The organism is Bacillus sp. FJAT-26390 (genome assembly GCF_001682865.1).
Lineage (GTDB): Bacteria > Bacillota > Bacilli > Paenibacillales > Paenibacillaceae > Pristimantibacillus.
The window spans coordinates 559193-582849 of the sequence record NZ_MAQX01000033.1; the positions used below are offsets into that span (position 1 = coordinate 559193).

Annotated in this window: 28 protein-coding genes and 1 tRNA gene; 9 read left to right on the top strand and 20 right to left on the bottom strand. The window is 47.5% G+C overall.

The annotated features are described in order from the left end of the window. Positions 1-73 precede the first annotated feature (73 nt). From A7975_RS26770 to A7975_RS26805, 8 genes are all read right to left on the bottom strand, one after another. A complete protein-coding gene (locus tag A7975_RS26770) occupies positions 74-763 on the bottom strand; it encodes a hypothetical protein (protein WP_065387145.1) in 690 nt (229 codons plus the stop codon). 176 nt (positions 764-939) lie between these two features. Further along, a complete protein-coding gene (locus A7975_RS26775) occupies positions 940-2226 on the bottom strand; it encodes an adenylosuccinate synthase (protein ID WP_053373444.1) in 1287 nt (428 codons plus the stop codon). Between the two features lie 190 nt (positions 2227-2416). After that, positions 2417-3778 (bottom strand): replicative DNA helicase, encoded by a 1362-nt coding sequence (gene dnaB, locus A7975_RS26780; RefSeq protein ID WP_053373443.1) that lies wholly within the window; start codon positions 3776-3778, stop codon positions 2417-2419. Positions 3779-3833: 55 nt separating this feature from the next. After that, positions 3834-4277: a 50S ribosomal protein L9 gene (gene rplI / locus A7975_RS26785; RefSeq protein WP_053373442.1), complete on the bottom strand. Its 444-nt coding sequence runs from the start codon at positions 4275-4277 to the stop codon at positions 3834-3836. After that, complete coding sequence (locus A7975_RS26790; protein ID WP_053373441.1) at positions 4274-6235, bottom strand: DHH family phosphoesterase; 1962 nt, start codon at positions 6233-6235, stop codon at positions 4274-4276. The genes rplI and A7975_RS26790 overlap by 4 nt, the downstream gene beginning before the upstream one ends. A gap of 18 nt (positions 6236-6253) precedes the next feature. Continuing rightward, positions 6254-7159, bottom strand: a complete 906-nt coding sequence (locus tag A7975_RS26795) for a DUF2232 domain-containing protein (protein ID WP_063845974.1) — start codon at positions 7157-7159, stop codon at positions 6254-6256. 239 nt (positions 7160-7398) lie between these two features. Continuing rightward, entirely contained in the window at positions 7399-7830 is a 432-nt protein-coding gene (locus A7975_RS26800) for a CBS domain-containing protein (RefSeq protein ID WP_053373439.1), read from the bottom strand. A 79-nt stretch (positions 7831-7909) separates the two neighbouring features. Further along, a complete protein-coding gene (locus tag A7975_RS26805; RefSeq protein ID WP_065387146.1) occupies positions 7910-8962 on the bottom strand; it encodes an LCP family protein in 1053 nt (350 codons plus the stop codon). Between the two features lie 204 nt (positions 8963-9166). Between A7975_RS26805 and A7975_RS26810 the strand changes: the two genes are divergently transcribed. The 3 genes from A7975_RS26810 (at position 9167) to A7975_RS26820 (ending at position 11670) form a co-directional block, all read left to right on the top strand. Continuing rightward, positions 9167-9523, top strand: coding sequence for a DUF4870 domain-containing protein (locus A7975_RS26810; RefSeq protein ID WP_053377548.1), 357 nt, complete (start codon positions 9167-9169; stop codon positions 9521-9523). A 267-nt stretch (positions 9524-9790) separates the two neighbouring features. Then, positions 9791-11110: a hemolysin family protein gene (locus A7975_RS26815; RefSeq protein ID WP_053373437.1), complete on the top strand. Its 1320-nt coding sequence runs from the start codon at positions 9791-9793 to the stop codon at positions 11108-11110. 107 nt (positions 11111-11217) lie between these two features. Next, entirely contained in the window at positions 11218-11670 is a 453-nt protein-coding gene (locus A7975_RS26820; protein ID WP_065387147.1) for a CBO0543 family protein, read from the top strand. Here A7975_RS26820 and A7975_RS26825 read toward each other — a convergent pair. After that, positions 11665-12822 carry an AI-2E family transporter gene (locus A7975_RS26825; RefSeq protein WP_065387148.1) on the bottom strand — a complete coding sequence of 386 codons (1158 nt, stop codon included), beginning with the start codon at positions 12820-12822 and terminating at the stop codon, positions 11665-11667. The genes A7975_RS26820 and A7975_RS26825 overlap by 6 nt on opposite strands. A gap of 166 nt (positions 12823-12988) precedes the next feature. Between A7975_RS26825 and A7975_RS26830 the strand changes: the two genes are divergently transcribed. The 4 genes from A7975_RS26830 to A7975_RS26845 all read left to right on the top strand — a co-directional run bounded on the left by A7975_RS26830 (position 12989) and on the right by A7975_RS26845 (position 15502). Continuing rightward, positions 12989-13657: a PspA/IM30 family protein gene (locus tag A7975_RS26830; protein ID WP_065387149.1), complete on the top strand. Its 669-nt coding sequence runs from the start codon at positions 12989-12991 to the stop codon at positions 13655-13657. Positions 13658-13776: 119 nt separating this feature from the next. Then, positions 13777-14178 (top strand): DUF350 domain-containing protein, encoded by a 402-nt coding sequence (locus A7975_RS26835; protein ID WP_053373433.1) that lies wholly within the window; start codon positions 13777-13779, stop codon positions 14176-14178. 22 nt (positions 14179-14200) lie between these two features. After that, positions 14201-14707, top strand: coding sequence for a DUF4178 domain-containing protein (locus A7975_RS26840; protein WP_065387150.1), 507 nt, complete (start codon positions 14201-14203; stop codon positions 14705-14707). A gap of 9 nt (positions 14708-14716) precedes the next feature. After that, positions 14717-15502, top strand: a complete 786-nt coding sequence (locus A7975_RS26845) for a DUF4247 domain-containing protein (RefSeq protein ID WP_065387151.1) — start codon at positions 14717-14719, stop codon at positions 15500-15502. A gap of 83 nt (positions 15503-15585) precedes the next feature. Here the strand turns inward: A7975_RS26845 and A7975_RS26850 are convergent, their stop codons facing one another. The 4 genes from A7975_RS26850 to rpsF all read right to left on the bottom strand — a co-directional run bounded on the left by A7975_RS26850 (position 15586) and on the right by rpsF (position 18139). Beyond that, entirely contained in the window at positions 15586-16755 is a 1170-nt protein-coding gene (locus tag A7975_RS26850; RefSeq protein WP_065387152.1) for a cation:proton antiporter, read from the bottom strand. Positions 16756-16894: 139 nt separating this feature from the next. Next, the gene (rpsR, locus tag A7975_RS26855; protein ID WP_053373429.1) at positions 16895-17179 is read right to left on the bottom strand and encodes a 30S ribosomal protein S18; all 285 of its coding nucleotides are present in this window, start codon (positions 17177-17179) and stop codon (positions 16895-16897) included. A 111-nt stretch (positions 17180-17290) separates the two neighbouring features. After that, complete coding sequence (gene ssb, locus A7975_RS26860) at positions 17291-17818, bottom strand: single-stranded DNA-binding protein (RefSeq protein ID WP_053373428.1); 528 nt, start codon at positions 17816-17818, stop codon at positions 17291-17293. 36 nt (positions 17819-17854) lie between these two features. After that, positions 17855-18139 carry a 30S ribosomal protein S6 gene (gene rpsF, locus A7975_RS26865; RefSeq protein ID WP_053373427.1) on the bottom strand — a complete coding sequence of 95 codons (285 nt, stop codon included), beginning with the start codon at positions 18137-18139 and terminating at the stop codon, positions 17855-17857. 272 nt (positions 18140-18411) lie between these two features. On the opposite strand from rpsF, the gene A7975_RS26870 reads away from it, so the two are divergent. Beyond that, positions 18412-18594, top strand: coding sequence for a YjzC family protein (locus A7975_RS26870; protein ID WP_065387153.1), 183 nt, complete (start codon positions 18412-18414; stop codon positions 18592-18594). 487 nt (positions 18595-19081) lie between these two features. Here A7975_RS26870 and A7975_RS26875 read toward each other — a convergent pair whose 3' ends face one another. The 5 genes from A7975_RS26875 to A7975_RS26895 all read right to left on the bottom strand — a co-directional run bounded on the left by A7975_RS26875 (position 19082) and on the right by A7975_RS26895 (position 21154). Beyond that, positions 19082-19540, bottom strand: coding sequence for a helix-hairpin-helix domain-containing protein (locus A7975_RS26875; protein WP_065387154.1), 459 nt, complete (start codon positions 19538-19540; stop codon positions 19082-19084). Positions 19541-19608: 68 nt separating this feature from the next. Continuing rightward, positions 19609-19699, bottom strand: a tRNA-Ser gene (locus tag A7975_RS26880). 84 nt (positions 19700-19783) lie between these two features. Next, the gene (locus tag A7975_RS26885; protein WP_065387155.1) at positions 19784-20002 is read right to left on the bottom strand and encodes a DUF951 domain-containing protein; all 219 of its coding nucleotides are present in this window, start codon (positions 20000-20002) and stop codon (positions 19784-19786) included. Next, complete coding sequence (locus A7975_RS26890) at positions 19992-20867, bottom strand: mechanosensitive ion channel family protein (protein ID WP_063845972.1); 876 nt, start codon at positions 20865-20867, stop codon at positions 19992-19994. The genes A7975_RS26885 and A7975_RS26890 overlap by 11 nt, the downstream gene beginning before the upstream one ends. Before the next feature lie 32 nt (positions 20868-20899). After that, positions 20900-21154, bottom strand: coding sequence for a putative Se/S carrier protein (locus tag A7975_RS26895; RefSeq protein WP_053377547.1), 255 nt, complete (start codon positions 21152-21154; stop codon positions 20900-20902). Between the two features lie 119 nt (positions 21155-21273). On the opposite strand from A7975_RS26895, the gene yyaC reads away from it, so the two are divergent. Further along, the gene (gene yyaC, locus A7975_RS26900; RefSeq protein ID WP_065387156.1) at positions 21274-21882 is read left to right on the top strand and encodes a spore protease YyaC; all 609 of its coding nucleotides are present in this window, start codon (positions 21274-21276) and stop codon (positions 21880-21882) included. A 16-nt stretch (positions 21883-21898) separates the two neighbouring features. Here the strand turns inward: yyaC and A7975_RS26905 are convergent, their stop codons facing one another. Continuing rightward, positions 21899-22381 (bottom strand): DUF4446 family protein, encoded by a 483-nt coding sequence (locus A7975_RS26905; protein WP_053373421.1) that lies wholly within the window; start codon positions 22379-22381, stop codon positions 21899-21901. 27 nt (positions 22382-22408) lie between these two features. After that, the gene (locus tag A7975_RS26910; protein ID WP_082198488.1) at positions 22409-23578 is read right to left on the bottom strand and encodes an aminotransferase class V-fold PLP-dependent enzyme; all 1170 of its coding nucleotides are present in this window, start codon (positions 23576-23578) and stop codon (positions 22409-22411) included. Positions 23579-23657 lie beyond the last annotated feature (79 nt).

Below are 23657 nucleotides of genomic sequence, written 5' to 3' on the forward strand. Positions count from 1 at the left end.
CTGTCGGATCACTCGCCTAATACTTTAACATATGCCCAACAATTGGAGCAACCTTTACCCTATCTTAAAAAAATTAATATTTTTTCAGAATGTCCATCATCTGGCCGTATTCCGTCTTGTCGAGATGCTGTGCCATTATTTGTTGAATCGCTGTCAATTCTTGCTCTGTCAGGCCATTTTCGATATATTGAGATATTGTTTGCCATGATTCCTGCGGCAGTTTAGTCATCAATAATCCGAAGAGCGCCTCTTTGTCCGTATCGCTCATTTGTTCCTTTACCTCGGTCAAATCATCTGTCGTCATCGCCGTCTCGGTATCATCGGTGCCTGCGGTTCCCTCCTGTACCTCACCGCCGTTCGTCGCAGCGCCCCCACCTGCCTGCGTGCCGCCTCCAATGCCAATATCTGTTAGCGGCGGCTCTGTCACCTGGCCAAACGCATCTACCGACGCTGGAGGGTCGCTCTGCTCATTCGTATCCGCTTGCGTGTCCGGCGACTCTTCTTTAGTATCCGGTGTCGCTTCCTTAACAGGCGGTGTCTCTTCTTTCCCTGCCGTATCGGCCGTTATGAGCGGATCTGCTCCCCAAAGCTTCCCCCATACGCCTGTCATCGCCATCGGCGGCACTTCAAGCGGCAAATTAAACTGTTTCAGCAGCGTATCTACATAACTCGTTACAATATAACCCGTCGTCCATATCGACAAAAAGCTTAATATCAGCCCCGCCGCAACTAGTTTTCCGAGCCATCCGATCTTTTTCAACATTCTTACACCAACCCTCTCAATCAGCAGCCGGAACTTCCTTTTCTATCAGCTGCTATTTCCCATAATCTGTTACATACTATTATGGTCAAGTTTAGAGAGAGACATTCCCCCTGCGGGCTATATGACAAACAAAAAAAAGGATGACCCGACGGGCCATCCTTAGTTAAGTTCCTATTCTATTCGTAGATCGGACGAACGGGATTCGTTTGCTCGCGGTTGCGTCCTACCGAGAAGATCGCAATCGGAATGCCAGTAAGCTCGGATACGCGGTTCAAGTAGTTGCGTGTATTTACCGGAAGATCGTCAAGCGTTTTTGCGCCGGAGATATCCTCTGACCAGCCTGGGTGCTCCTCGTAAACCGCTTCGCACTCGGATACCATTTTCAGGCTTGCAGGGTAAGTTTCGATAACCTCGCCGCGCAACTTGTAGCCCGTGCAAATTTTAACCGTTTCAAGACCGGTCAGCACGTCAAGCGAGTTCAGGGACAAGCCCGTAATGCCGCTGACGCGGCGCGCATGGCGGACAACGACTGTATCGAACCAGCCAACACGGCGCGGACGGCCCGTTACTGTACCGTATTCATGGCCTTTGTCGCGAATAAGCTGTCCGATTTCGTTATCCTGCTCCGTTGGGAACGGGCCGTCGCCTACGCGAGTCGTATATGCTTTGGCTACGCCGATAACTTGCTGGATCTTCGATGGACCAACGCCTGAACCGATACAAACGCCGCCTGCCGATGGGTTGGAAGATGTTACGTACGGATAAGTTCCTTGGTCGATATCAAGCATAACGCCTTGAGCGCCTTCGAATAGTACCTTCTGGCCAGCATCGATTGCATCGTTCAGCACAACCGAAGTGTCCGTTACATATGAACGCAATACTTCTGCGAAACCAAGATAGTCGCTTACGATTTTATCTGCATTAAGCGGCTCTCCGCCGTATACTTGCTCGATCAGTTGGTTTTTCTCAACGATAATGCTGCGGACTCTTGATTCGAATTCCTCAGCATCCATCAAATCGGCGATACGGATACCGTTGCGCGCTGCTTTGTCCATGTAGCAAGGGCCGATCCCTTTGCGTGTCGTGCCGATTTTGTTATCGCCTTTGCGATCCTCTTCAAGACCGTCAAGCACAAGGTGATAAGGCATGATGACATGCGCGCGATCGCTAATTTTCAAATTGTCCGTTGAGAAGCCATTGTCATGAATATAGTTGATTTCTTCGATCAGCGCTTCCGGATTAATAACCATTCCGTTACCGATGACGCAAGTTTTATTATGATTAAAAATACCCGATGGAATCATCGTCAATTTATATTTTTTGTTATCAATAAGGATCGTGTGTCCGGCATTGTTTCCTCCTTGGTAACGAGCGACGACGTCGGCTCCCTCTGCCAAGTAATCAGTGATTTTGCCTTTACCTTCGTCTCCCCACTGTGTACCAACAACAACAACCGTAGACATAATTATACCCCCGTCCGGTGTTTATAAACACCGAAAATTACCGTCAAAATGCTGTAGCACGAAATTTCCTTCAACAAAAGGCTTCGTGTTATCAGTCAAAAGACAGCATTAATAGTGTAGCAGTCCATCTTCGAGAAGTCAAACTAAAAAACGAACAATTGCATAGCTACCCCTGCAATTGTTCGGATATTCATGATGCTTGCATCGGATCCTGATGCGCGCGATCAATACTTACGAATTTATTATATTTTTTCAGAAAGACCAGCTCTACCGTGCCTACCGGCCCATTCCGCTGCTTGGCGATAATAATCTCGATAATGTCTTTTTTCTCGGACTCTTTATCGTAGTAATCATCCCGGTATAGGAACGATACGATATCGGCATCTTGCTCGATCGATCCCGATTCCCGAAGGTCAGACATCATCGGACGTTTATCCTGCCGCTGCTCAACGCCCCGGCTGAGCTGCGAGAGCGCGATAACCGGAACTTCAAGCTCACGCGCAATTTGCTTCAATGTACGCGATATTTCAGATACCTCTTGCTGCCTGTTCTCGCCCGCTTTGCCGCGGCCGGAAATAAGCTGCAAGTAATCGATTAGAATCATGCCAAGCCCTTTTTCCTTTTTCAATCGGCGGCATTTGGCGCGAATCTCGGCAACCGTAATACCTGGGGTATCATCAATAAAGATTTGCGCCTCGGATAGCGAGCCTATCGCCATCGTCAGCTTCTCCCAGTCGTCGCCCTCAAGGTGGCCCGTCCGCATCCGCTGCGCATCAACATTCGCTTCTGCGCAGATCATACGTTGTACAAGCTGAGCGGCTGACATCTCGAGACTGAAGATCGCAACGGTCTCACGGGCACGGACACCTACGTTTTGAGCAATATTAAGCGCAAATGCCGTTTTTCCTACGGAAGGACGCGCAGCAACGATAATAAGGTCACTCCGCTGGAAGCCTGCCGTCATCCGATCCAAATCGGTAAAGCCCGACGGAATCCCGGTCGTGCCTCCCTTATCGGCGTACAACTGCTCGACCTTCTCGAACACTTCCATCAACACGTCGCGGATGGAAATAAATCCGCTGCCTGAGCGGCGGTTCGAAATTTCAAGAATCTTTTTCTCCGCGTCGCCGAGCAGAACGCCAACATCCTCCGAATTCGCGTAACCATCGGATACGATGTTGGTTGCTGTTCGGATCAAGCGCCGCAGCATCGATTTTTCTTCGACGATCTGCGCGTAATAATCAACGTTAGCCGCCGTCGGCACGGAGTTGGCCAGCTTCGCCAAATAACTGACTCCGCCTATTTCTTCAAGCAAATGCTGATCCTGCAAATGCGCGGTCAAGGTTACGAGGTCAACCGGCTGGTTGTTCTCGGCAATCTCGACCATCGCTTCATAAATTTGTCGGTGAGGACCGCTGTAGAAGTCTTCGCTGCGCACCCGCTCCATCGCTGTAATAAGCGCTTCCGCTTGCAGCAATATCGCTCCGATGACAGCCTGTTCAGCCTCTAAGTTTTGCGGTGGAACACGGTCAAACATCAGCTCTGTACTCATGGGTCCCTCCTGTAAGCATAAGCTTGGGTTTGCTATGCAAACCTCCGCCTACTTTCTATTCCTCGGAAGCCTGAACGCTCAGCTTCGCTTTTACTTCAGGGTGAAGCTTAACAACAACCTGCGTAACGCCAAGCGTGCGGATCGGATCTTCCAGCTCGATTTTCCGTTTATCGATTTTAATGCCTTGCGCGGCCAGCGCCTCGCCGATTTGCTTGCTTGTAATAGCGCCGAACAATCTTCCGCCTTCGCCAGCTTTGGTTTTGATGACAACCGTCATCTCTTCCATCTTCTTGGCAAGCGTCTCAGCATCTTCTTTTTCTTTCTCCTTGCGCTTTTGCTCCGAAGCATTCTGAACCTCAAGCGTCTTCAGGTTGCCGTCGGAAGCCAGCTTCGCCAGCCCTTGCGGCAATAGAAAATTGCGCACATACCCTTCGGATAGCTCCTTCACTTGCCCTTTTTTCCCTTGTCCCTTAACATCCTTCAAAAAGATCACTTTCATTCAAATAACCCCTCTTCCGTTTCAATTTCGTCCAAAACCCGCTTCAGACGTTCGGCTACTTCAGCCACTGTTCCTTCAAGCTGAGCGGCAGCATTCGTCAAATGTCCGCCTCCGCCCATTCTCTCCATCACTACCTGCACGTTCATATGGCCCAGCGAACGAGCGCTTATGCCAATCAGCCCGTCAGGCCGCTCCCCAATGACGAAGGAAGCGAGTATATCTGTCATATTCAGCAGCGTGTCCGCCGATTGCGCGATGAGCAGCTGCGAATATTTTCGACCGCTTTCCGTTACAGCAATCGCCACATGCTCATAGAGCACCTCGGCATGCTTAATAATTTCCGCCTTGCGCACATACTCTTCGAGATCTTCCTTCAGCATGCGCTGAATCATCATCGAATCCGCCCCGTTGCGGCGGAGGAACGAAGCAGCCTCAAACGTACGGGCTCCCGTACGCAGCGAGAAGCTTTTTGTGTCTACCGTAATGCCGGCAAGCAGTGCCGTCGATTCCCTTACATCAAGCACGACGCGATCATGAATGTATTGAAGCAGCTCGGTTACGAGCTCACAAGTGGATGAAGCATAAGGCTCCATATACACGAGTATTGCATTGGCGATAAATTCCTCGCTGCGGCGGTGATGATCCACTACAACGATACGTTCCGTCTGCGTAAGGAGCTTCGGCTCCTTCACCATCGACACCTTATGCGTGTCGACGACTACCGCAAGCGACTGCGGCGTAATTAGCGCGGAAGCCTGCTCCGGCGATACGAACCGCTTCGACAGCTTCTCATCTTCCTTGATTAGCTCCATCATTTTCTGAATCGCCGGATTGACGCCTTCAAGCACGATGTAAGCCTCTTTGCCAAAAAGCTGTGCTGCCTTCATCACGCCGATCGCAGCGCCAATCGCATCCATATCGGGCATCTTATGCCCCATAATGACAACGTTATGGCTCTCGCGTATGAGATCCCGCAGCGCATGGGCAACTACCCGCGCACGCACGCGCGTCCGCTTCTCTACCGCGTTGGACTTTCCGCCGTAGAAGGACTGGCGGCTTCCGACCTTAACAGCCGCTTGATCGCCGCCTCTGCCGAGCGCGATATCAAGGCTCATATGCGCCCATTGGCCAAGCTCAATAATGTGCTCGGCGCCCGCCGCGAAACCTATGCTGAGCGTAACCGGTATTTTGTGATCGCCGGTAATCTCTCTAACCTCGTCAAGCACAATGAATCTGGATTGCTCCAGCTGCTTTAGCGTCTTCTGGTCCGTCACAAGCAGAAAGCGGTCGGACGTCAGCCTTTTCAAATAAATATGAAATTTTTGCGCCCATTCCGTTATTTCTGTCGTGACCTTGGAGAGCATGGAGCTGCGCTGATGATCATCGAGGCCTTGCGTCACTTCCTCAAGGTTATCGATCATAACAACGCCAAGAACAAGCTTCTCATCATCGTATTTCCGGCCAAGCTGCCAGCGCTCCGTAATGTTCTGAACGTACAAGATCCGTTCCTTTGGCTTAAAGATCAGCTGGTACACCGAGGAGCCAATGGTCGCTTCGATGATGCCTTCCCGCTCCTTCACCTGCTGCAAAGACGGAAACAGCTCCGCAAGCGGCACGCCGATTACGGTTTCCCGCTCCAAGATTCCTGCAATATAAGGATTATGCCATTCTACAGTTCGATCTTCGTTATATAAAATAATGCCGAAAGGAAGCTCGTTCACGACATCGTTGCCCGCCTTCTTAACTCGATAGGACAATGTGCCCAGATACGATTTAAGATCTTTGCGGAAAGCCCGCTCCGCCATTACGGTATAGAATAAAACTCCGCCAGTCAGCAGCAGCCCGAGCAGCCCAAGGAGCCACTCGAACCAGGCAAGCGCCACCGACATGAGCACCATTAATACGAAAGCCCATATCTGATGCATCCCGTGCCAACGTGTTACCAAAAACTTAGGCATTTCCAATCCGCTCCTGTGCTATGGTTTCGTAAACGACTTGCGGATTGGAAAAGCGGTATCCAGAACGCCAATTAAGCTTAGCGGCGGGATCAAAAGCACCGGAATCGCAATAAGGACCGGCACCGCTTTATTCCATCCTCGCTGGTTCGCAAGGAAAAAGAAAAATCCGACAGCCTGAAACGCAAAAACAAAACTAAGCAGAGGAACCAAGTTCATCAAAGCGACTGCAAAAAAAGAATCGCTCGTCCGCGACGCAAACAGCTCCATCACATAAGTGAGCAAGTACAAAACAACGAGCAACCTTGGCAGACGCCAATCCTTGGCACGTGTAAACCTTGGAACCTCAGGCCCTCCGCTCCACTTAACTGCCCTGCGGGCGATGAACTGCGTAACGACGGTCAGTCCAAATGCGATCATAATAAAGGTAACCGGAATCGAATTGATCATCGTGTGGATCACGATATCCGTCAGCCCAGAATCCCATCCCGCAGGCATGACATTTTGCGCCAATAGATCCTCTACCGATGACCGTACAAATGAGCTTAATTCTTTAAGGAGCGAAATATCGAGGAACACCTCGAATATAAGCAGCTCCAGCATCAATTGAGCGAGAACCACGACGCCGACCGTCCGTACTACCCTTGAGGCAGGCGCTTGCTTCATATACAAGTGGCCCATCACAATGGACGGAATGAGAAAGAACAATCCAATAATAAGTGTAGCCGGTCCACCGATAAAAAACGCCAGCACCCATACGGGAATCAAATGCAGCGCAAACGACTTGGGCGGCAAGGTCGTATAAAGCACGACATACGGCACCATAAGCAGCAGCATAGTAATGACGTTAAAGACCGGTACGAGAAGAGACAATAATAATAAGAGTGCCGCACAGCTCCACAGCACTGGTTTCAAGCCGGTTTTCAAACCGTTCACCTCTTGCTTATATAATCTGGTTTCTTACGAAACTTTTACAACTCATTATAGCATAAAAGCTCAACATATCACGTACATTCCCACTTGCTCGCTCTTAGGATGGACACCCGCTGTGCTGCTCATACAAAAACAAAAAGACGGAACAGCAACCCCATTCCGCCTTAACTTCTTATTATAATGCCCTGCGCGCTTTGAAAATAGTACCTCAAAACCACTCGCTTTGCCGACGTTTAATTATTATCCTGCAGCACGTTATGCTGCTCCATAATGATTTTTTGGCAGTAATCGATAATTTCGCTCCTGCGGACAATGCCGATAAAACGATTCCGGTCATCGACGACAGGAACAAAATTTTGCAGCTTTGCGAGTGAGATCAGATCATCCATATTCGCGTCGATGCGCACCGTTTTATTATTCATCCGCAGCGGCACATCCATAAGCTTCACTTTATTCGACTGCTCTAGTGTCAGGTCGGCATGATCCTTGATGTACCAGAGCAAGTCGCCTTCCGTAACCGTGCCGGCATAACCGCCGTCATCATTAATAATGGGCACCGCCGTGTAGCGGTGGTATTCCATTCTCTCGAGCGTCTGCCTAAGTGTTGTATCCTGCGTTAAACATACGACATCCTGCTTCGGCAATAAAAAAAACGCAATATTCATCTACATAACAACTCCGTCCCGTTTGCTCTTTCCTTTGCTTCTTATGCCATAGGCAGCAGACGGACCGGAGCAAGCCGCATTACTGCTGCTTTGACGTAGTCTCGCTGCTGGAAAGCGTCCCTGTGTCTTTCGGTTTGTTCTCATTGTACTTATCCGGCAAAATAAGGCTGGATGCAGGCGTGTCAGCGTTTAGCCAGTTTTTAATCATCGCCTGTACCTTCGCCAAATCATCATCATCGGCAAAATAATACCATGCTCCGCCGTTCTTCAAGCGATGTCCGCTGCCGAGCAGCGAATGGCTGTAGATTTTCCGGTCTTTCGCCTGCAGCATGCCTTGGCCTAAGTCTATAAGCTGCTGCGGACGCATGTCAGTGCTAAAATTGTCACCCATAATATCCATGAGCTGAGGAATCTTGGACCATTGATTCAATTGCTTGGCTTTATCCATAAGAAGGCCTAAAAAAATCTGATGACGCTCCGTACGATTAATGTCCCCGCCAGCGTCCTCCCGGTATCGGACATAGTTAAGCGTATCTTTACCGTTATAGCTCTCCTGGCCAGCTTTGATTACAAATTTCTCATGATCAGGATCATCGTTGACCATATCCTCTTCGATAGGAAGAGCGATTCCGCCAAGCGTGTCAATGACGTTGCGGAAGCCTTCAAAGTTAATAGAGGCGTAATAATTAATAGGCGCGTCTAAAAACTTTTCTACCGTATTCATGGCCATTCCTGCTCCGCCGAAAGCGAAAGCATGCGTAATTTTATCTTCTTTGCCCTTCCCGACGATCTCCACATACGTATCGCGCGGTATGGAGACCATTAACAGCTCGCCGTCGTTCGGACGAACAACCGTATATATCATCGTATCCGAGCGTCCGATTTCTTTGCCGCGTTGGTCAACGCCAAGCAGCAATACGGAGAACGGGTTCTGCTTCTTATCTATTGTACTAACCGGAATGGGTTCCCGTCCATCGATCGGTTTATAAGATTGTTCTAATTGTTTTTCGACATGACCTTGCAGGAACCAGTCAAATCCAAGCGAGGCCAATGCCCCACGGTTGAAAAAACCGGCAATGATAAGGATAACGACTGCGGCAGACGCCGTATATAACCATTTGCGTTTATTCATAAATAATGAATTCTCCTATCCTTTATATACTTTTATAAATTGCCTTCTCAGTTTAGACGATAAAATGTCGAAACAGGTTACAAAACTTTTACAACGAAGTGTTACCAAATTTTGATATTATTTTATTAAACCAAAAAGGTCTATTGACTTTCAATGACGAATACAATCATTGCAAGTATATGTCAAATAGAAAGGGTGAATATTGTGAACTTACCTCCTTCCATTCAGCCGGACAAATCATCAACTGGTCTGGACCCTAAGGTAGCAGGCTTGCTTTGTTATCTGGGAGGCTTTGTTACCGGTATTATATTTCTTATCCTCGAGAAACAAAGCCGCTTCGTCAGACTGCATGCCGTGCAATCCATCGTCGTATCCGTAGCGCTCATCGTTCTCAACATTTTGTTAGGCTTCATTCCTATCCTCGGCGCCATTGTCGGTTTTCTGCTTACGATTGTCGGCTTCGTCTTGTGGATCGGACTCATGCTGCTTACCCTGCAAGGAAGACTTGGCAAGCTGCCCATTATTGGCGACTGGTCGGAGCAGCAGGCGAATAAATTTTAATCTTTTTCTGCTCAAAAATGGGACGGCCTGCCGCCGTTCTTTTTTGTTCAACGTACAAGTTCATATGAACTATTCATTAAACCGTACTTATGATCTCGTAAACGCGAGAGATTGGCTAATAATGAACTATTGCCCCCTTAAAATCGGTTTTATTGCCCTATTGCAGCCTTTTATCCGTCATTCAGCGGTTTGATGAATTGGCTGAAAGTTCGTACTATTAAGTGACTGCTAACAAAATTCGATTAAAAAGGATTGTGAACATTAATTATGGGTATAGGACTTAATCTATTTTTGGTTGCTTTACTGGTTGTGTTAACCGCTTTTTTCGTAGCTACAGAATTTGCTATCATCAGACTACGATCCAGCCGCGTTGACCAATTAGTCGTTGAAGGGAAGAAAAACGCGCTTGCCGTTCAACGAGTAATAAGTAACTTGGATGGTTACCTGTCCGCCTGTCAACTCGGCATTACCATTACAGCACTCGGTCTTGGTTGGTTAGGTGAGCCTACAGTAGAGAAGATCCTTCTCCCTCTATTTAATCAATGGGAATTAAACAATGAGCTTAGTCATATTTTATCGTTTCTTATCGCATTCGTCGTTGTTACCTTTATCCATGTCGTCATTGGTGAGCTTGCGCCTAAGAGCTTAGCGATTCAAAAAGCGGAGCAAGTCAGCTTTGCGGTAGTTAGGCCTATCATCTTCTTCTACAAAGTTATGTACCCTTTCATCTGGGTGTTGAACGGCTCTGCCAACGCTTTAGTTCGCATGTTTGGCTTAAAGCCCGCAACGGAGCATGAGGAAGCCCACTCCGAGGAAGAAATTCAGATCATTCTTAGCGACAGCTTAGAAAGCGGCAAAATCAATAATACGGAATACGGCTATGTAAACCGAATCTTTGCTTTTGATGAAATATTAGCCAAAGAAATTATGGTTCCGCGTACCGATATGTCCGTCCTATATAAGAACAACACGCTTCAAGAGAACATGGCGATCATCCGCAAGGAGCAATATACGCGTTTTCCGGTTGCCGGTGACAGCAAAGACAATATTATTGGGATGATCAATACGAAGCAGCTGTTTCTTCAATATCAAGTAAACAAAGAAATTGATTTTCAAACGCTTATTCAGCCCGTTATGTCTGTTTCTGAGGCGCTGCCCGTTAAGACGCTCCTGACCAGAATGCAGCAAGAACGCGTCCACTTTGCGATCGTTGTTGATGAGTACGGCGGTACATCCGGACTTGTCACCATTGAGGATATATTGGAGGAAATTGTCGGTGACATCAGAGACGAGTTTGATGCCGATGAGCGCAAAGATATTGAAATGCTGTCCGATACCTCATACCTGCTGGACGGCAAGGTTTCCCTCACCGAGCTTGGTGACCTAATTGGTACGGAGCTTGAGCATGAGGAAGTCGATACGGTGGGCGGATGGTTGTATAGTGAGATGGAGGATGCCAAGCCAGGCAAGCAATTCGGCTTCCACAACCTAACCTTCACGATTCGCGAAGTCAGCAAGCATCGCATCAATAAGGTTGAGTTAACGATCGCTCCAAATGATAAAATACTCAAGCCTGAGGTTGTATAACGAACAAAAAAGACGGTGTCTGATGACATCGTCTTTTTTGTTGCCAGCGTATGGTGATATCGGTTAAGGGAACGCTATTTAAAAAAAGTTCAAGGGAGGAATTTCTGATGTGGGTGAATATCATCTTCGGATTCATCATTCCTTGGCTCGTTGCCCTATACCTCGTTCGAAAAAGCCCTAAGACCTTGCTGTTGATTTATCCCGTCGGTGCTCTTGTATCGATGGCTATTAACTCGCTTGGCTTTCAAATGCGATTTTGGGACTTCACGCCCCTCATTCCTAATGATGAATCCGTCTCCGCGCTGCCGCTCGATCTTGGGCTGTATCCGATCATTGCTTGTTTCATGATATGGACCATTATGCTGCATCGGAATAAGACAGCGCTTATTCTTTTCCTTTTCGTTCTGTTCACGACGCTGCTCGAATATGTGGGGCTGTTGATTGGCAAAGTAACGTATGGAAATGGATGGAATATAGGCTTTACATTCCTCTCCTACCTCCTGGCTCTAGGATTCGTTTATATTTACTTTAGAATCCTCGAGCGATTCCGTTTATTATAAGGTCTTCTCTAAGCCCTCTTCTTCCTTGTAGATCGACGAGCGGTTCTTGAACCATTCGAACAAATGAATAATCACTACCTTCAATACGGCGTATCCCGGCACCGCCAGCACGATCCCAGCCAGACCGAACAGGTTACCCGCCGTCAAAATAACAAAAATAATGGTGATCGGGTGGATCTGTAAGCTTTTGCCCATAATTTGCGGCGAGATAAATTTGCCTTCAATAAACTGGACAATCGTCCAGATGACGATCATTTTCAGCAGCATGACAGGTGAAGTAACAAGTGCGACAATCAAGGCCGGCGATATCGCGATTGCCGGTCCTAAATATGGAATGACGCTTGTGCAGGCTGCAACCAAAGCAAGGACAAGCGAGTATTCAAGCCCTATGACCAAATACCCCACGTACAACAATAGCCCGATGCAGAAGCTGACAATAATTTGTCCCCTAATATAGCTGCTGATCTGACCGTTCATCTCGGCCATAATCCGTTTCGTCTGCGGCTGCAGCTTATTAGGCAGGAACGCTACGATCGCTTGCGGCAGCTGTTTTCCATCCTTTAACAGATAGAATAAAATAAACGGCAGCGTTAAAACCGCGAGAAGAACCTCCTTGAATGCCCCTACAAAAGAACCTAAGCTCGATAAGGTTTTGTTCAGAAGCGAAGTGGCTTGCTCTGTAATATTTCCTGTCAGCTTCGCAGGATTCAAATTAAACCATTCCTGGATTTGAAGAAAGCTGCTGCTGCCCATAAAATCCTCAAAGTTCTCCCGCAGCTGCTCCCCGTATTTCGGGAAGTTGTGTACGAAGCTTACGGCTTGGCCATTTAATATCGGAATAACCGTAACCAATAAGATCGTAATCAGCCCTATGCCCAGCAGGAAGAGCCCGATGATGGAGAATACCCGCTTGACACCCTTTCGCTCCAAATAATCGACGATCGGATTCAATAAATAATAGCCGATTCCCGCCAAGATGACTGGCAGCAGAATCGTTTTGATGAGAACCGTTAATGGCGTAAAAATGTAGGAGATTTTTGTGAAAACCATAATATTGAGCCCGACGAGCAGCAATACAAGCAGGAACAACACAAATTTATTGTTTAAAATAAACTTTTTGAACCGCTCGGTTCCTGTTCTGGCATTTTCCATGATGACGTACCCCTCTTTCTTCTCTTTCAGGTCATTATTTTCATTAATTGTAGCATTACGGCAAACGAAATTGCGAATGGCACCCATTCCGCAATTTGCTTGCAACTATTTTCATCGGCTTCGCGTATCATTACTTATGTGAATCAAAATCCTAGGAGGGATTCCATTGTCTATATTTAAACGACTGCGTGACCTTACGTTATCAAATGTTTACTCACTTATCGAGAAAGCCGAAGATCCGATTAAGCTCACAGACCAATATATACGCGACATGCAAGAAGATCTATCCGATGCAGAGAAAGCGGTAGCCGCACAAATCGCCATCGAGAAGAAATTCAAACAGCTTTATGAAGAGCAAGCGCAGCTTGTGGAGAAGCGCGGCGAGCAAGCGCATCTTGCGGCACAATCCCAAAACATTGATCTGGCCAGGCGCGCTCTAGAAGAGAAGAAATCAGCTGAACAGAAGGCTGCTGAATACCAAGCTAATTTTAATCAAAACAAATTGCTTGCGGATAACCTTAGAGGCAAGCTGGATGAAATGCGCAAGCAGCTAACTGAGCTCAAGAACAAGCGCGAAACGCTTGTTGCCCGTTATAATGCCGCCAAAGCTCAGACGGAAATCAATAAAGCGATGTCAGGCTTCGGTACGGATTCTGCGGCTGCCGGCATGAAGCGTATGGAAGAGAAAATGCTGCAAATGGAAGCCCAAGCCGATGCGGGCAACGAGATTAATGCCAAAGGCAAATCGCTTGATGATGAGTTCGAGAAGCTAGGCAAAGACAAAGCGGTTGAGGACGAACTGGCCGCTCTAATGAAGCAATACGAGAAGCAATAAGTTCTTCCAATTAACTAACAATTATTGTATATTATGACCGCTGGTGTTACAAATCGGACTGCCGGTTTTAACGGAAGCGGTCATTTTTTTCTAAACTTGAAACTTTGGAGGAATTAACCATGTCTTGGATTGATCTCATTCGGATTCCGATTTGGACGGGTGCAGGCGCAATTTTATTAGTCATTATTATGTTTCTTGATTCTCGCTTTACGAAGTACAACGATTTGCAGGAAATAAAAAACGGAAATACCGCAGTCACGACCCGTTTCGTGCTGAAGCTGTTTGCGCAAGCGTATATTTTATCCCAGTCGATCAGCAAATCAAGCGAAATGTGGGAAGCGCTCGTCATCTCACTCGTCTCCTTTGTCCTCCTGCTCGTGCTGGAGTGGATTGTCGAGAAAGTCGTCATTGCGATAAGCGGCATGAAGCTGGAGCAAGGCATTCATGAGGGGAAGGTCGGATACGCATTGTTCGCAGGCTCGCTCCATGTGGCTGGTGCGTTAATCATCGGATCTATTTAACTTTTTAGAAGGAGAATACAAGATGAGCTTGTTCAAAAGAATCAAAAACCTGATTACGCCGGCAGAGCCTCCTATCATTGAGAAAAGCATCATGACATTATCGCCTGGCGATGTGTGCGAGGTCTCCTTAGTTACCTATAACATAACAGGCAGAACTCATAATCGAGCCCGCAATGCGATTGTTCTCACGCTTCAAGATGGGATATCGATTCGTTATTTGACCATTGAAGAACGGGAAAGAACCGTTTATGCGCTGTATGACTCGATTGATGGACGGCTGGATTCCATTGACGAGGTGCCTACCATTTTGGAGCTGGATGACCGTACTTATCATATGGAGGAGCAATTCTCAGGATTCATCATAGCAAGCGGCAAAACGCCTTACATGCAGGGAGGCGAACAGCATGTCTGGCAATACCAGTCGGACGATATGAAGCTTCTGCGAATCGAATGGCAAGACGGACGCTTCATGCTCTATGAAGGAGAAAGCGTTCTGCCTGCCGATGTACGCGTGCTGCGCGGCGGATAGGAGGAATACATGAACAAATGGTGGTATCAGTCGATTAAGTACCTGCTTCTCCTTAGCTTTATCATTCCTCTTCTCGCAGCTTGCGCCGTTTCGGACACGGTTAAGGAGCAATATCCGTTAGAATCGGTCAATGGCTCAGGCAATCAGACCTCATACGTGTATCGCGCCGAGAATCGTCCTGTTCCTGATGTCGCTGCGGATTTTATCGATCAGCGTAATCCGAAGCAGCAGAGCGACGTGAGCACGGAGCGGATGTTTCTCGTTTACTCCGATGAGATCATTCATTTGCAGCAAGCTCCGGACGCGCCGGAAGATACGCTTATCGAGATTGATTCAACGGAATATGTTCGGCAAAATTACAGCTCAAGCTTTCTCCAAGCTTATTTAATAGCTAGCGTACTCGACGATATTTTCGACAAGGGCAAATACGGCAGCGGCAAGTACCGCGGTTATTCCTCCAAAGATAAATACAAGCCGAGTACAACCTACAGAATGCCAACGGTAGAGGATAAGAAAGTTGCCCCGCCCGCAACGGTTAACCGTACAGGTTCCATCTTCAAACGCTCGAAGGATGCTGGCGCATCAACGACGGGAACGACAAGCAGCGGCTCCCAAAAGGGCTCAGGCACGGATGATAATAAGCAGAAAAACTCTATTACGACTAAGCCTCCTGCCAAGGGCAAGATCGTAAAGGATAAGAAACAAAAAAGCAGCTCAAACAAGGTTTACACGAAGCCGCGAACGTCGAAGCCCTCCGTAAAATTTGGCAAAAGTCGAATCACTCGGCGGCGTTAAGCCTTATTGCAAAAGAGAGCCGTATCCCATTGTGGATACGGCTCTCTTTTTTTGGTGATTGCTGAATCTTGAAATGAAACAGCTTATTTTGCGAGCACTTTTGGGCTCTCCACCTTCAGTTTTTGAGGAAAAACGAGCTTCAGCACAGGTGGCGTAACAAGCGTAGTTACGATAACGACCATAACGACTGACGTGAAGTATTGCGGCAAGAGCAGTCCTGATTCCAAACCGGTTGCTGCAATAATAAGCGCTACCTCACCTCGTGATATCATCCCTGCCCCTATTGCAAGCGACGAGTGGTTATTGAACCCCGTCAGCCTAGCGCCTAACCCGCCGCCAATCAGCTTCGTCAATATAGCAACAAGCGATAACAGAATAATAAAGACAATCTGGCTGCCTACGCCTTCAAACGTAATGTTCAAGCCAATGCTTACGAAAAACACCGGCACAAATAGCGTATAGGCAATCGGCTCCACCTTCGACTCCACGTCATGCTTAAACGACGTTTGCGAAATCGCGATTCCCGCTGCAAAAGCGCCAATAATGCCGGCAACGCCCATGCTCTCGGCAAAATATGAAAAGGCAAAGCAGGCAATTAAGGCGGCGCTCATCGCTGCCTCCGTAATTTTGAAGCGAGCGAACCATTTCATGAAATGCGGTATCACCCATATGCTGACGGCGATTACGATCACAAAAAATAATGCCTTCTTCCCGATCAATAGCGGGATGGAGACGTTATCGGTTGTTCCAAGCAGGCTCATCATAACGGCCAGCAGTACAACAACGACTACATCATCTACCACTGCAGCGCCAAGTATCGTCGTGCCCTCTTTCGAGCTGAGCTGATTCATCTCCTTCAGCGTTTGAACCGAAATGCTTACGGAGGTCGCACACAGCAATAAGCCTAAGAACAGCGCCTCCGAGCTGGACAATCCAAGCGCGGCAGCTACCCCATATCCTCCGACAAACGGCAGAATGATTCCCCCTACCGCAACGGCAAAGGCTGCCTTCCAGTTTTCACGAAGCTGCTCCAAATCCGTTTCCAAGCCCGCGATAAACATAAGCAAAAGCACGCCGATTTCTGCAAAATGGCCAATAAAATCATCAGGCTGAACCCAGCCTAATACCGCGGGACCTATGATGATACCCGCCAGCAGCTTGCCTAATACAGCGGGCTGACCTAGCCGAACAGACAAATGTCCAGCGAGTTTTGTAGCTATAATAATGAGAGCTAAATATAAAATGAATTGCATTCGCATACACTCCTTTGTGTTCCCATTGGGTTAGCATGCAACAAAAAAAGGCCCGTATGCATACGGACCCCCGGTAAAATAACAAAAGGAGCCCTTGGTGACAGGCTCCTCCGTTTTTCATGCATATTCACTTATCGACCTATTCAGTCGTGTAAGGAAGCAATGCGATTTGACGTGAACGTTTAACTGCGATTGTAAGCAAGCGTTGGTATTTCGCGCTTGTTCCAGTCACACGACGTGGCAAGATTTTGCCGCGCTCGCTGATAAACTTTTTCAGCAAATCTACATCTTTATAGTCAATTTTAGTGATTTTGTTTACAGTGAAGAAACACACTTTCCGACGTTTGTTGCGTCCGCCTTTACGTCCGCTGAACTTACGTTCTGGACGCTCGTCGCCACCGTTATCTCTTTGCTTGAAAGCCATGATGGATATCCTCCTTATCGTTGAAAATTTTACAATTACACAACTGCTTTATATCGCAATAAAGGCTGTGCAACCGTTCCATTGATACGCGAAGTAGAAACTACTTCGTTATCAAAATGGCAAATCATCCTCTGATATATCAATCGGGCGTCCGTCATCCTGGAACGGATCACGGCTGTCGTTACGTGAGTTATTACCAGATGGCCGGTTACCACCGCTTTGGGAAGCGTTGCTGCCGCCGAAAGATCCGCCGCCGCTGCTTGTACCGCCGCTGTAGCTGCTGCCGCCTTCTTCTCGCGAGCCTCCGCCACCTTCACGATTGGATTCCAAGAACCGAACATTATCAGCGATAATTTCCGTTACGTAGACACGCTTGCCTTCGTTGTTCTCGTAATTCCGCACTTGAATGCGACCTTCAACCGCTGTTAAGCGGCCTTTGCGCAAGTAGTTGGCGCAAGTCTCTGCCAGTTGACGCCACGTTACAACCGGAATGAAATCCGCTTCACGCTCTCCTTGACCACCGCTCGTAAACGGACGATCTACCGCTAGCGTAAATTGTGTAACTGCAACGCCTGCAGGCGTATAGCGAAGCTCTGGGTCTCTCGTCAATCTACCAATTAGTATAACACGATTCAACATCGTTTCTGACCTCCCAATCGAACAATCCAGCGTGGATTAAGCGACGTCTCTGACGATCAACGAACGGATAACTTCATCCGTAATCTTCATGATGCGGTCAAGTTCATTCACAACTTCAGTCGTTGCGTTGAAATGTACCAGTACAAAGTAACCATCACGAAGCTTATTGATCTCATACGCAAGACGACGTTTTCCGCTCACATCTTGCTTTGTGACCTCTCCGCCGTTGGAGATAATGCCATGGAATTTGTCAACGATCGCTTGCAAGGCTTCTTGCTCAACGTCTGGACGAACGATGTACATTACTTCATATTTGCGCATATTGTTTCACCTCCTCTTGGACTAACGGCCCCATAAATGGAGCAAGGAACGAGCTTCTGCTCGCATCTCTATACTATATCAAATCTAATCGCCTATGACAAGCGCAAATAACAGAAGGACGAGCTTGGAACATACATACCTATGGGAAAATGAACTTGCAGCCGTTATCTGCTACTTATGCAAATCGACATCGCGGCAAATACTACGGCAGCGGACTTAATCTTAAGGCAAGCTAAGCATCCGCTCTAACTATACGCTGGAGGGTGATCATAATGGGTGAAGGTACAATGTTTTCGCCAGGGGATAAAGCTCCAAATGACGGCACGTACATCGAAGACGGAGTGAACTCGTTTCATATGGGCATTCAAAATCCGAAAAAAGTGCATCTAAACAAAGGCGAACGCTTCCCGGACACAACAAACCACGAGCGTAAATGGAAACGAATGGGCCATTAGTTTTTGCAGCGCAGCGTGAATAGCCGCGTTTAGTTTGGGACAATATAAGCTCGACGGTGTAAGAGAGGTGTGGTTCCGTTGAACCATTTTGGCAAGCGTAAACGACTGTACCCGTCATCAGGCGGATCAGCTTTCGTTGCGCCATAAATATAAGCCGCGATTAGGGTAAAACCTAAACGCTCTTATATTTAGACAAAGCCTTAAGAGGATTTCATCCACTCAGGGTAGAAGCGGAGGGTTGTGCCAAAGACACTTGTCTGTAACACACATGCGCATTCGAGCATCGATACGTTAAACCGTTCAAGCGGATACGTATTATTGTGCTCAAAAGGATTTAAAGAAGCGATTGCTGATTTTCTCCGATTGACGAATGAAAGCTCCAAGGTTTCACAGGCTTGCAGTGCGAATTGATCGACTCAACCATCAACCACCGTCAAGAGGAGGGCTCGCGAGAGCCCTCCTCTTATATTTATCCACATGTTAATAACTATTGATGCCAAGACTTGCTTGGCCGGTCAGCTGGATAACCATGCTGTTTTCTGTACGTTTTCCGCTCCGCGGTAAAGTCCCACCACTGCTTATCGCTTCCTGGATTGCCTGCATGATGCACAGCAAGCCGCATAACGTCTTCTACGCACGGATCCATCCAAACGCCATGCAGCTTCTCCAGACGCTCTACAAGCTGCGCTCCGCTCTCTCCAGCTGCCTTAATTTCATCCAATGAATAAAAACCGAGCTCCACTAGATTATGGGCAAGGCTTGGACCAATTGAAGGCACCGCCTGAAACTTTGCCAGCGCAAGCAATAGATCCGCCCGTTCTTTTGGCACATTTAGCGTCGTACTTAACTCGCTTGCTGTGAAGCCCGCTATAGCTATCAGCTTGATCTTTGCTTGGCGTAACCGCTTACGTTCATCATCTGTTAATGGCAGCTTTGGCGTACTCAAAGGGCCGACCTCCCTAATGAATATAAAAAAAACGATCCGTCGACCGAATCGTTTGACTGTTCATATAATGGCGGAGAAGGTGGGATTCGAACCCACGCACGGTTTGACCCGCCTAGCTGATTTCGAGTCAGCCCCCTTGGGCCTCTTGGGTACCTCTCCGCATGTAAAAATTATTGTATCACACGGCTTGTCATCGCGCAAGTACTTGTCCAAAATTATTCCAGTATTTCTTTTCGGCTTCGGTTATGAATCGGCTAAGCCTTCATCCGATGCTTTAGAACGAAGCACCTTTTTCATATTTTTCTCAAACTTCGCTCTTGGTATAAGAACACTATGCTTGCAGCCTACGCACTTAATGCGGATGTCCATCCCCATACGAATGATCTCCATCTCATTAGAGCCGCATGGATGCTGTTTCTTCATTTGAACGACATCGCCCAGCTCAAACTGCTTACGTTCCATCTTTTACGCCTCCCTTTTCATTGCGATGATAAGTAACCATTCGAGGATATGGAATTTCGATTCCGCTGGCATCCAATGCTTTTTTAATCTCCATATTAAGCTTACGCGCTACGACGGGATGCGTATTCGGCCGGCATTCTGCAATAACGCGAAGCGTTATTCCCGTAGGAGAAATCGCTTGAATGCCAAGCACCTCTGGCGCATTGATCAGATTGTCATCCTTCATCGTTATCATCGTATACCGAATGACTTCAAGAGCACGGTCGACCTCTTCCTCATATGCAACCGAAATATCAACTACGGCAACCGTATTATTAATCGAGAAATTCGTAACCTCGTTAATCATACCATTTGGGACAATATGAACTTCCCCCGTCCAGCTTTGGATTCGCGTCGTGCGAAGACCGATCACCTCAACCGTTCCTTTAAATTGTCCGGTTTGGATGACATCGCCGACTGCAAATTGATCCTCCAGCACAATGAAAAATCCTGTAATAATATCCTTCACCAAGCTTTGAGCGCCAAAACCGATGGCTAGCCCAAGCACTCCTGCGCCTGCGAGCAGCGGGCCCAGATTGATGCCGAACTCAGACAAGATTAGCATGACCGTAATGAAATAGACAACATAAGATACGACATTCTTCATAAGCTTGCCTACTGTTGTCATACGCCTTGTATGATTTGGCGGCCGCTTGCTCTCACGCTCAAGCACGACACGGTCAATCGTTTTATGTATCACCCATACAGCGAAACGCCCTACGACCAAAAACAACACAACCCGAAGCGCCGAGCTGCCGAATGCCTGCCATACATCATTGTCTGTCAACCATTTAACAGCTGTGTTGTATCTTTCTGTGACGGACATCTCCATTCCTCCTCATCCGCGTCAATGCTCGTTTATATCTCTAGTTGTTCATACCCGGATTGTACTGGTTTGAATATGCCTCTAATTTCTACACTTTCCTGCTCGATGACTTCCTTCACCGCCGTTAAATCCTCTTCCGGAAAATGAATCGACAACGCGCAGCCTGCCGTTATTTCCTTTGGCGTTGGACAGATATCGATTTCTATATCAGCATATTCGAGCAGCATCTCTGCGCGAAGCGCCTGCTGAGTCGAATCAAATGCAATTAACACGAGCAAGACCTCCATTACGTTTGCACCGCAAACTTCCTTCGCAGGCTTAACCTTAAATATCAAAACTATCTGACGTATAAAATGGTTGTCCCATCCATATACTAGTAACATATCGGTATTATCGGAGGGATTCTATGAAGCTTCCATTTATGAAAGAGACGCCTTTAAAGGTACCTTACACTACTGCAAACGTCATTGGCATGCTGGTTAATCGCCTTACGAACTTGCTTGAGGAAATGGCGGAAAACCGTCCGATTGTTGTCGTCTGCGTAGGAACGGATCGCTCCACCGGTGACTCATTAGGCCCGTTAATTGGAACGTCGCTAGCAAAATACCGCAGCCAGCATTTCACCTTATTCGGCACCTTGGAAAACCCTGTTCATGCCATGAATCTGGATGATACGCTCCTAGAAATCAACCGCCGTTTCCATAAACCATTCGTTATCGGAATTGACGCTTGTCTCGGTCAAGTATCCAGCGTTGGCAGCATTCAAGTTGGAGTTGGTCCCGTTCGCCCTGGTGCTGGCGTCAATAAGGATCTCCCTCCGGTCGGAGATATTCATCTTACCGGCATCGTTAACGTCGGCGGGTTTATGGAGTATTTCGTTCTGCAAAACACTCGTCTTCACCTCGTTATGAAGATGTCCGAAATTATTGCAATCAGCTTATTTACAGCCATCGCAAACCATGCGCATCTCTCCACCGGCGTTCTTGAGCAAACGGCCGCCGCTGACAATATTTAAAACTGTCTTTGATGATTTATTTTGCTTCCAAAATCGCTTTGCGCTCTTCCGGTGTAAGCGGGTATGCGGATTCTCCTTTTTCAAGCGGCTTCGCATACACATACGTATTGTCCCTGCTGTGGATGCCAGTAAAAACAGCACCGTCTTTCTCTTCATTAACGATAGCGATCGAGAAGCTAAGATCACTGCCCTGCTCGGCAAAAGCGTTGTATCGAATGACGCCCACTTTACCTTTTTGATTGGGGAGAGACGTTTGTACAACAGCTAGCTGATCCTTCAATTGTTGGTTCGCCTGCTTCTGCTCAGCCAGCCCTTCCTTCAACTCAACGATGACATCTTCCATATTCGTCAAACCTGTATTCCCCATGACCGCTGTATATTGCTTTCTAAGCTTTTTCAGCCGCCCGCCAATGACCGCTATCCAAATAAATAAAATGATGACAAACAAAGCTAATACTACCGTAACAGCATTCATCGGATTTGATGTCCAGTCTTCCATCGTTGTTGTTCCGCCCCCAATTCATTGCTAAACCCCATATTGCTGTGCTATTTCCTTAATAGCATCCGTTAACGCATCTATCTCCGCTTCCGTAGTAAAAATACCTACACTTGCACGTATCGCGCCTGTTGCTGACGTTCCTGCACTTGCATGTGCGAGTGGCGTACAATGAAAGCCTGCTCGCACGGCAATTCGGTAATGCTGATCCAAAATGAACGAAAGCTCAGATGGATCAACCTTTTCCATATTAAAAGCTACAATTCCGGTGCGCTGCTCGCCTAGTTCTGGACCGAGCAGCTTGACTCCCTCCACTGGCAAAAGACCTTGAATAAGCCTCTGCGTCAGAGCCCATTCCTTAGTATGGATGTTCTCTACCGTCTCATTCAGCACATACTGAACGCCCGTTTTCAGGCCTGCTAAGCCAGGCGTGTTTTGCGTGCCTGCCTCGTATCGATCCGGCCTCACTTGAGGCTGCTCAAGCGCCTCAGATTGGCTTCCTGTCCCGCCATGCAGCAATGGCACCAATTCCAGCTCCGGATCGATGTACAGCCCTCCTGTGCCTTGAGGTCCTAGCAACCCTTTGTGTCCAGGGAACGCCAGCATATGAATACCCATCGCCTTCACGTCAACTGGAATTATACCCGCGCTTTGGGCTGCATCAACAAGAAGCTTAATGCCGTGTTTTCTTGTTAGCTCTGCAATATCAGCCACTGGCATAATCGTCCCTAATAAATTCGAGCTGTGATTCACAACGGCGAGCGTCGTATGCGGACGAATCGCTTTGGCAATGTCATCTATATTTAGATTTCCACGTTCATCGGATTCTACGTAGGTTACCTCAATGCCAATTGTTTGCTCCAAATAATATAGCGGCCTTCTGACCGAATTATGCTCAACCGAAGTCGCAATCACGTGATCGCCAGGTTTAAGAAAACCTTTAATCGCCATATTTAGTGCCATCGTCGTATTGGAAGCAAATGCAATATCATTTGGGTTTTTTATATTAAACAGCTTTGCTAGCTGCTTGCGTGTTTCAAACAATATTCGGCTTGCTCGTACAGCCATAGCGTGGCTGCCTCTCCCAGGGTTAGCAGCGTCATTCAGCATAGCATTTACGACAGCTTCCGTTACTGACGGTGGTTTAGGCCAAGAGGTTGCTGCGTGGTCCAAATATATAACCGATTGTTCATTGTTAATCACAATTTTCACGCCTTTCCAAGCTAACTAGTCACAACAATGGCATACCTTAGTTTAATCTTTCAAAAGCAAGATTACA